Genomic DNA, 7,632 nt, shown 5'->3' on the forward strand with positions numbered 1-7,632 from the left:
GTTCAGCTCCTGTTTTCGTAAGGTCCGGGGACGGTCGGTGCGTCCAGCGCGGTCAGCGCCTCGCGCAGTCCCCTGTGCACATCCTCGTACACCTCGACGTGTCCGTCCGCCGCCAGCCGGTCCGCGTCCGCCAGCCGCTCCAGGTGGGCGTCGACGGCGGCGTGGCCGGTGGGGGTGCGCACGACGCCCAGCGGGGCGGGCGCGGACGGCTGCCCGGACTCCGTCGCGAGGTCCTCGCCGGACGCCGTGCCGGGCTCCTCGGGCCGGTCCCCGGCGCTCTCCGGTCGTTCGTCGGTCATGGTTCGACGCTACCGCGAAGCGGTCGACGGCCGCGCACGGCTCTGCGGTACGGTCGTGATCACCATGGCTACGATCGAGGAGTGCCGCGAAGCACTCGACCGACTTTCCGACAACCTGGCGCGGGCCGAGGGCGACGTGCGCGGCGCGGCCGCCCTGGACCGCTCCCTGAGCTGCCACATCACCGACCTCGACCGGACCTTCACCGGCCGGCTGGACGACGGCCGGATCAGGGTGGACGCGGTCGCGCCCGGACCGCCCCGAGCGAAGGCCGAGATCAGGCTCGCGATGACCGGGGACGACCTCCTCGCGCTGGTCGCGGGCGAGCTGAAGTTCCCCAAGGCCTGGGCCTCCGGCCGGGTCCGGCTGGAGGCGGGCTTCCGCGACCTGCTGCGCCTGAAGTCCCTCCTGTAGGACGTGAAGTCGCTCCTCTGCAGGAGGGGAACCCGCGGGCCCGTCGGCGCGAGGACCGGGAACGCTCAGAGCGCTCCGACGGCCGCCCGCGCACGGGCCGAGCGGCCCGCCGGCACCACCAGCGGGGTGCCCGTCTGCGGGTCCTCGATGATCTGGCAGCGGACCCCGAAGACCTCCTCGACCAGGCCGGCGGTGACGACCTCGGCCGGCGGACCCTCGGCGACGACGACGCCACCGCGCAACGCGATCAGGTGGGTCGCGTAACGGGCCGCGTGGTTGAGGTCGTGGAGCACCGCGACCAGGGTCCGGCCCTGTTCCTCGTGGAGTTCCGCGCACAGGTCGAGGACGTCGAGCTGGTGCTGGATGTCCAGGTAGGTCGTCGGCTCGTCGAGCAGCAGCAACGGGGTCTGCTGGGCGAGCGCCATCGCGATCCACACCCGCTGGCGCTGACCGCCCGACAGTTCGTCCACGGCCCGGTCGGCGAGCTCGGCGACGCCGGTGGCGGCCATCGACTCGTTGACGATCAGCTCGTCCTGCGGCGACCACTGGCGGAGCAGGCCCTGGTGCGGGTACCGGCCGCGCGAGACGAGGTCGGCGACGGTGATGCCGTCGGGGGCGATCGAGGACTGCGGGAGCAGGCCCAGGGTCCTGGCGACCTTCTTCGCGGGCATCGACGCGATGGCCTGCCCGTCCAGCAGCACCCGCCCGGCGGACGGCTTCAGCATCCGCGACAGGGCCCGCAGCAGCGTCGACTTCCCGCAGGCGTTGGGGCCCACGATCACCGTGAACGAGTTGTCGGGGATCTCCACCGACAGGTTCTCCGCGATGACCCGCTGGTCGTACCCGAGCGTGACGTTCTCCGCGGTCAGCCGCTGCACCTGCGTACTCCTCGTGTTGCCGGACCCGTTGCCGTGGCCGGACCCGTTCCCTGATTCCTTGCCTGTTCCGGTACCGGTCCCGGTCCCGGTCCCGGGCGCGGGTACGGATCCGCCCGCCCGCGTCCTCATATGCGACCGGCCTTGCGCTCGATGACGAGCAACCACAGCAGGTAGAGACCGCCGACGAGCCCGGTCACCACGCCCACCGGTAGTTGGTCCGCGCCGAACGCCCGCTGCGAGGCCAGGTCGGAGGCCAGCAGCAGCACGGCGCCCATCAGCGCGCCGGTCAGCAGGTTCGAGCCGGTCGAGCGGCTCAACCGGCGCGCCAGCTGGGGCGCGGCCAGCGCGACGAAGCTGATCGGCCCGGCGGCCGCGGCGGCCGCGGTGGTCAGTACGATCGCCGCCGGCATCAGCACCATGCGGGTCCGCTCCACCCGCACGCCCAGCGCGTACGCGGCGTCGTCGCCCATCTCGATCGCGCGCAGCGCCCGGCTCTGCCCGAGGACCAGCGGGAACAGCACCGCGCAGGTGGCCAGCAGCGGCCACACCTGTGCCCAGTCCCGGCCGGCCAGCGAACCCGTCAGCCAGACCATCGCACGGGTGGCCTCGACGACCTGCGCCTTCGTCATCAGGTACTGGATCACCGCGACGAGGACCGCCGAGGACCCGATGCCGACGAGCACCAGCCGGTACCCCTGGATCCCCTGCTTGTACGCGAGCAGGTAGACGGCGGCGCCCGCGAGCAGACCACCCGCCAGTGCGCCCAGCGCCACCTCGGTGGCCCCGCCCTTGAAGACGACGATGACGACGAGCGCGCCCACGGACGCACCGTGCCCGAAGCCCAACAGGTCGGGCGAGCCCAGCGGGTTGCGGGAGACGGACTGGAAGACCGCGCCGGACATCCCGAGGGCCGCGCCGCACAGGACGGCGACGAGGACCCGGGGCAGCCGCAGGTCGTTGACGATGAAGGCGTGGGCGGGACTGCCGTTGCCCAGCAGGGTCCGTACGACGTCCGCGGGCGCGATCTCGAAGTCGCCGGTGCCGATGAGCACGACGGCGAGCACCAGCGTGGCAACGGCCAACAACACGCCGGTGACCAGCGCGCGGGGCTCCACGCGCAGCGAGGTCCGCCCGGGCCCGCGCAGCGCGCGCAGCCGCGGCTTCGCAGGGGCGCCGGCAGCGGTGGTGGTCCCGGTGGCGTTCGCGGTCACAGCTGGGCCATCCTCTTGCGCCGAACCAGGTGGATGAAGACCGGGCCGCCGATCAGCGCGGTGACGATGCCGACCTGCAGTTCGGCAGGCCGCGTGACGACCCGGCCGACGACGTCCGCTCCCAGTAGCAGGACCGGCGCCAGCACGGCCGAGTACACCAGCACCCAGCGCATGTCGGGCCCCGTCACGGCCCGCACCAGGTGCGGGATCATCAGCCCGACGAACACGATCGGCCCGCACGCGGCGGTCGCCGCCCCGCACAGCAGGGTGATGGCGACCATGGCGGCGATCCGGGTCCGCGTCAGGTGGGTGCCCAGGGCCCGCGCGGTGTCGTCGCCCATGGCCATGGCGTTGAGCGGGCGCCCCAGCAGCAGCGCGAGGGCCGCGCCCACCAGCAGGAAGGGCGCCACCTGCCGGACGGTGTCCATGGTCGCGGAGGACAGGGAACCGACCGTCCAGAAGCGCAGTTTGTCCAGCGCCTTGGAATCCATCAGCTGGACCGCGTTGATGTAGCCGACGAGCGCCGCGCTGGCCGCCGTACCGGCGAGCGCGAGGCGCACCGGCGTCGCGCTGCGGCTGCCGCCGAGCACGTAGACGACGACCGAAACGACGCCCGCGCCCAGGAAGGCCCACCACACGAACTCGGTCAGCGAGGCGGCGCCGAAGAAGCTGATGGCCGACACGACGGCCGCCGCGGCGCCCGCGTTCACGCCGAGGATGCCGGGCTCGGCCAGCGGGTTGCGGGTCAGGGCCTGCATCACCGCACCGGACAGGCCGAGGCCCAGCCCGACGAGCGCCCCGAGGACGGTGCGCGGGACCCGAAGGTCCCGCACCACCACGTCGTTCGGGGTTCCCGCGTACGAGAACAGGCCGTGCCAGACGTCGTCGAGGGACATCGGCTTGGCCCCGACGGCGATGCTCGCCACCATGACCAGGGCCAGGACGGCGACCGCGACGAGCAGACCCGCGGCGCGCGCCGCGTGGCGCGGGCGGGCGGCGGGCACCGGCGCGGTGCTCCGTTCGGATTCGGGGGGACTGTCGACCAACACGAAGGTTAGGCTAACCTAGCCAGCCGACAATACGTTCATCCGAACGGCCCAGGTGACCGGCCGGCTCAGAGCCCCAGCTTCGCCAACGCCTTCGCCACGTCGTGCGCGTAGGACCCGTCCCCGGCCGCCGACCAGGCGACCGCGCACAGCGCCCGCAGCCCGTCGAGCGGATCCCCGTCCGCCTCCGCCGGAGTCCCGCCGATGTCCAGGACCTGCGAGACGTCCAGGTGGGTGCCCATGTCCACGGCGCTCCACCCGCCGCACCGCCACACGCCGTCCCGCTCACTCGGCTCCGGCTGCCCCGTCAACAGCCCCCGCAGGTCCCGGTCCACGTAGGTCGGACGGTGCTTCGGCTCGGCCCGCAGCAACTGCTCCGCGTCCGTCACCCCGGTCAGCACCAGCAGCGAGTCGACCTCCCCGTTGTGCGCGCCCTCGATGTCGGTGTCCAACCGGTCCCCGACCACCAGCGGCCGCTTCGCCCCGGTCCGCAGCACCGTCTCCCGGTGCATCGGGGGCAGCGGCTTCCCCGCCACCTGCGGCTCCGCGCCCGTGGCGATGCGTACGACCTCCACGGCCGCACCGTTCCCCGGCGCGATCCCGCGCGCCCCCGGGATCGTCAGGTCCGTGTTCGACGCGTACCAGGGCACCCCCCGGTTGATCGCGTACGAGGCCTCGGCGAACCGGCCCCACGCCAGGTCCGGCCCGCCGTAGCCCTGGACGACCGCCGCGAGCCCCTCCTCCTCGGCCGAGTCCACCGGCACCAGCCCGCGCTCGCGCAACGCGACCCGCAGCCCCTCGCCGCCGATCACCAGCACCTTCGAACCGGGCTCCACCTGGTCGGCGATCAGCCGGGCCACCGCCTGCGCGGAGGTGATCACCTCGGCGGCGTCCGTCGGGATCCCGAGCTCGCCGAGGTGCTCCGCGACGGCCTCCGGAGTCCGCAGCGCGTTGTTCGTGACGTACGCGAGGTGCATCCCCTCCGCCCGGGCCACCGCGAGGGAGTCCACCGCGTGCGCGATGGCCCGCCCGCCCGCGTACACCACCCCGTCGAGGTCCAGCAGGGCCGTGTCGTACGCCTGGTGCAGACTCCGCTCACTGCCCGCGGGACTGGTCCTGCTCTGCCGGGTCATCCGGTCCGCTCCTCACATGATCGAACTTGTCCGATATTGCGCTACCCCATTGCTCCCCCGATCATCCCGCATCGCGAGACGGGTCTTACCATGCACCAATGACCACACCTGGCAACGCGGAGCACGGGCTGCGCCTGATCCCCTTCCACGGACTGCGTTACGTCCCGGAACGCGTCGGCAGCCTGGCCGCCGTCACCTCGCCGCCGTACGACGTGGTCGTACGACCCGACGGAGTCGACTACCTCGAATCCGCCGACCCGCACAACATCGTCCGGCTGATCCTCCCGCAGGCCGAGACCCCGGCCGCCCGCAACGAGCAGGCCGCCCGCACCCTCCGCCACTGGCTGGCCGAGGGCGTCCTCAGCGCCGATCCCGACGCCGCGCTCTACGTCTACGAGCAGCGCAAGGGCTCCCTCCTGCAACGCGGCGTCGTCGGCGCCCTGGCCCTGTCGACGGCGGACGCCGGCATCGTCCTGCCGCACGAGGACGTCATGCCGGACGTCGTCACCGACCGCGCCGGCCTGATGCGCGCGACCTCGGCGAACCTCGAACCGCTGCTGCTCACCTACCGCGGCGACGGACCGGGTACCGGAGCGGCGGCCGTCGTGGAGGCCGCCGCCACCCGCACACCCCTCCTGTCGACCGTCACCGAGGACGGCTTCCTGCACCGCCTGTGGGCGGTCACCGATCCGGCCGAACTGGCCGCCGTCGCCGCCGACCTCGGCCACCGCCAGGCCCTGATCGCCGACGGCCACCACCGTTGGGCGACGTACCTGCGCCTCCAGGAGGAGCACGGCTCCCCCACCCCGTGGGACTTCGGCCTGGTCCTCCTCGTCGACACGGCCCGCTACCCGCTCCAGGTCCGCGCCATCCACCGGATGCTGCGCCGCCTCCCCCTCGCCGACGCACTGGCCGCGCTCGAAGGGAACTTCCGCGTCCGCACCGTCGACGGGCCTCTGCCACTCGCCCTGGAAGTCCTCGCGGACGCCTCGGAACGCGGCAACGCCTTCCTCCTGACCGGCGACGGCACCTTCCACCTGGTCACCGACCCCGACCCGGAACTGATCGCCCGCACCGTACGCCGCGACCGCCCCGAGGCCTGGCGCCGACTCGACGCGACCGTGCTGCACGCCTCCCTGCTCGACGCCCTGTGGCAGGTGCCGGACGCCCCCGAGCACATCACGTACATCCACGACGCCCCGGCCACCGTCGCCATGGCCGAACGCCACGGCGGCACCGCCGTCCTGCTGCACCCGGTACGGGAGGACGTGGTGCGGGACCTGGCCCGCCAGGGCGTCACCATGCCCCGCAAGTCCACTTCCTTCGGCCCGAAGCCGGCGACGGGCCTGGTGCTCCGCAGCCTCGACTGATCGGCGCCGCCGCCGATCGGCCCTGAACGTACGAAAGGGCGGTACCCCCGGTGGGGTACCGCCCTTTCGTACGTCAGTCAGACCACTCAGACGCTGTCGCGCTCGTCCCGGTCCCGGTCATCGCGCTCGTCGCGCTCGTCGTCCTCGATGTCCACGATCTCGTCGGTGACATCGACCTCGGAGTCCTCGACGGGCTCGTACTCGTCGTCGTCCTCGTCGTAGTACTCGGCCTGGTCACCCGCGCGCTCGGCGGCGGCGACTTCGGCCTCGTCCTGGTCGTCGTCCTCGTCGTCCTCGTCGTCCTCTTCCTCGTCATCGAAGTCGGCGTCCGAGTCCTCGTGCGCCTCGTCCGCGAGGGTCGCGGCGTCCACGAACTCGACGCCGTCGATCTCGGCGAGCCGGTCGGAGGCGTCGGTGGCCCCGTCCTTGTCCGCTTCGAGGGTCTTGCCGAACCACTCGCGCGCCTCGTCCTCACGACCGGCCGCCAGCAGGGCGTCGGCGTAGGCGTAGCGCAGGCGCGCGGTCCACGGCTGCACGGAGCTGGAGGCCAGTTCCGGGCTCTGCAGGGTGACGATGGCGGCGTCGAGCTCGCCCATGTCACGGCGGGCACCGGCGGCGACCAGACGCATTTCGACCTGGCCGGCCTTGTCCAGCTTCTGTACCTCGGGCTCGCCGGCCATGGCCAGCGCCCGCTCCGGGCGGCCGAGGCCGCGCTCGCAGTCGGCCATGACGGGCCACAGCTCGACGGACCCGGTCATCCGCTTCGCGGCACGGAACTCGGCGAGCGCCTCGCTGTACTTCTGCGTGGCGTACGCGGCGAAGCCGGCGGCCTCGCGGACGGCGGCGACGCGGGAGGCCAGACGCAGGGCGATCCGGGCGTACGCGTACGACTGCTCGGGGTCCTCGTCGATCAGCCGGGCCACCATGACCAGGTTGCGCGAGACTTCCTCGGCGAGGCCCTTGGGCAGGCTCAGGAGTTCCTGACGCACATCCGCGTCGATCTCGTGGCCGGTGATGTCCTCGTCGATCGGGAGCCGCTTGACAGGGTCCCGGTCGCGGTCGGCCCGGAAGTCGCGGTCGCCACCGCGGTCATCGCGACCACGGAACCCACCACGGTCACCACCGCGATCATCGCGGCCACCACGGAACCCACCACGGTCCCCACCACGGTCGTCGCGGCGCGGGTAGGACGGACGGTCGCCACCGCGGTCGTCACGACCACCACGGAAACCACCACGGTCGTCATCGCGACGCGGGTACGAGGGACGGTCCCCACCCCGGTC

The 7,632-nt window shown here is 72.9% G+C and carries 8 protein-coding genes and 1 pseudogene; 3 read left to right on the plus strand and 6 right to left on the minus strand.

From position 1 onward, the window contains the following. Positions 1 to 2 precede the first annotated feature (2 nt). Positions 3 to 299 (minus strand): hypothetical protein, encoded by a 297-nt coding sequence (locus ACZ58N_RS29375; protein ID WP_471165776.1) that lies wholly within the window; start codon positions 297 to 299, stop codon positions 3 to 5. Between the two features lie 64 nt (positions 300 to 363). Here ACZ58N_RS29375 and ACZ58N_RS29380 point away from each other — a divergent pair, with 64 nt between their 5' ends. Further along, entirely contained in the window at positions 364 to 711 is a 348-nt protein-coding gene (locus tag ACZ58N_RS29380) for an SCP2 sterol-binding domain-containing protein (RefSeq protein WP_471165779.1), read from the plus strand. Between the two features lie 65 nt (positions 712 to 776). Here ACZ58N_RS29380 and ACZ58N_RS29385 read toward each other — a convergent pair whose 3' ends face one another. From ACZ58N_RS29385 to ACZ58N_RS29400, 4 genes are all read right to left on the minus strand, one after another. Then, positions 777 to 1,589, minus strand: coding sequence for an ABC transporter ATP-binding protein (locus ACZ58N_RS29385; RefSeq protein WP_471165781.1), 813 nt, complete (start codon positions 1,587 to 1,589; stop codon positions 777 to 779). Between the two features lie 125 nt (positions 1,590 to 1,714). Then, positions 1,715 to 2,800, minus strand: coding sequence for a FecCD family ABC transporter permease (locus tag ACZ58N_RS29390; protein ID WP_471165784.1), 1,086 nt, complete (start codon positions 2,798 to 2,800; stop codon positions 1,715 to 1,717). Then, a complete protein-coding gene (locus ACZ58N_RS29395) occupies positions 2,797 to 3,849 on the minus strand; it encodes a FecCD family ABC transporter permease (RefSeq protein ID WP_471165787.1) in 1,053 nt (350 codons plus the stop codon). The genes ACZ58N_RS29390 and ACZ58N_RS29395 overlap by 4 nt, the downstream gene beginning before the upstream one ends. A 65-nt stretch (positions 3,850 to 3,914) precedes the next feature. Beyond that, positions 3,915 to 4,979: an HAD-IIA family hydrolase gene (locus ACZ58N_RS29400; protein WP_471165790.1), complete on the minus strand. Its 1,065-nt coding sequence runs from the start codon at positions 4,977 to 4,979 to the stop codon at positions 3,915 to 3,917. A gap of 98 nt (positions 4,980 to 5,077) precedes the next feature. Between ACZ58N_RS29400 and ACZ58N_RS29405 the strand changes: the two genes are divergently transcribed. Further along, entirely contained in the window at positions 5,078 to 6,349 is a 1,272-nt protein-coding gene (locus tag ACZ58N_RS29405) for a DUF1015 family protein (protein ID WP_471165792.1), read from the plus strand. 86 nt (positions 6,350 to 6,435) lie between these two features. Here ACZ58N_RS29405 and ACZ58N_RS29410 read toward each other — a convergent pair whose 3' ends face one another. Continuing rightward, positions 6,436 to 7,323 (minus strand): tetratricopeptide repeat protein, encoded by an 888-nt coding sequence (locus ACZ58N_RS29410; RefSeq protein WP_471165821.1) that lies wholly within the window; start codon positions 7,321 to 7,323, stop codon positions 6,436 to 6,438. A 30-nt stretch (positions 7,324 to 7,353) separates the two neighbouring features. On the opposite strand from ACZ58N_RS29410, the pseudogene ACZ58N_RS29415 reads away from it, so the two are divergent. Continuing rightward, positions 7,354 to 7,632 (plus strand): annotated as a pseudogene (locus ACZ58N_RS29415) (hypothetical protein); the annotation flags it as partial.

The sequence above is a fragment of the Streptomyces sp. NPDC040432 genome, from assembly GCF_055595445.1.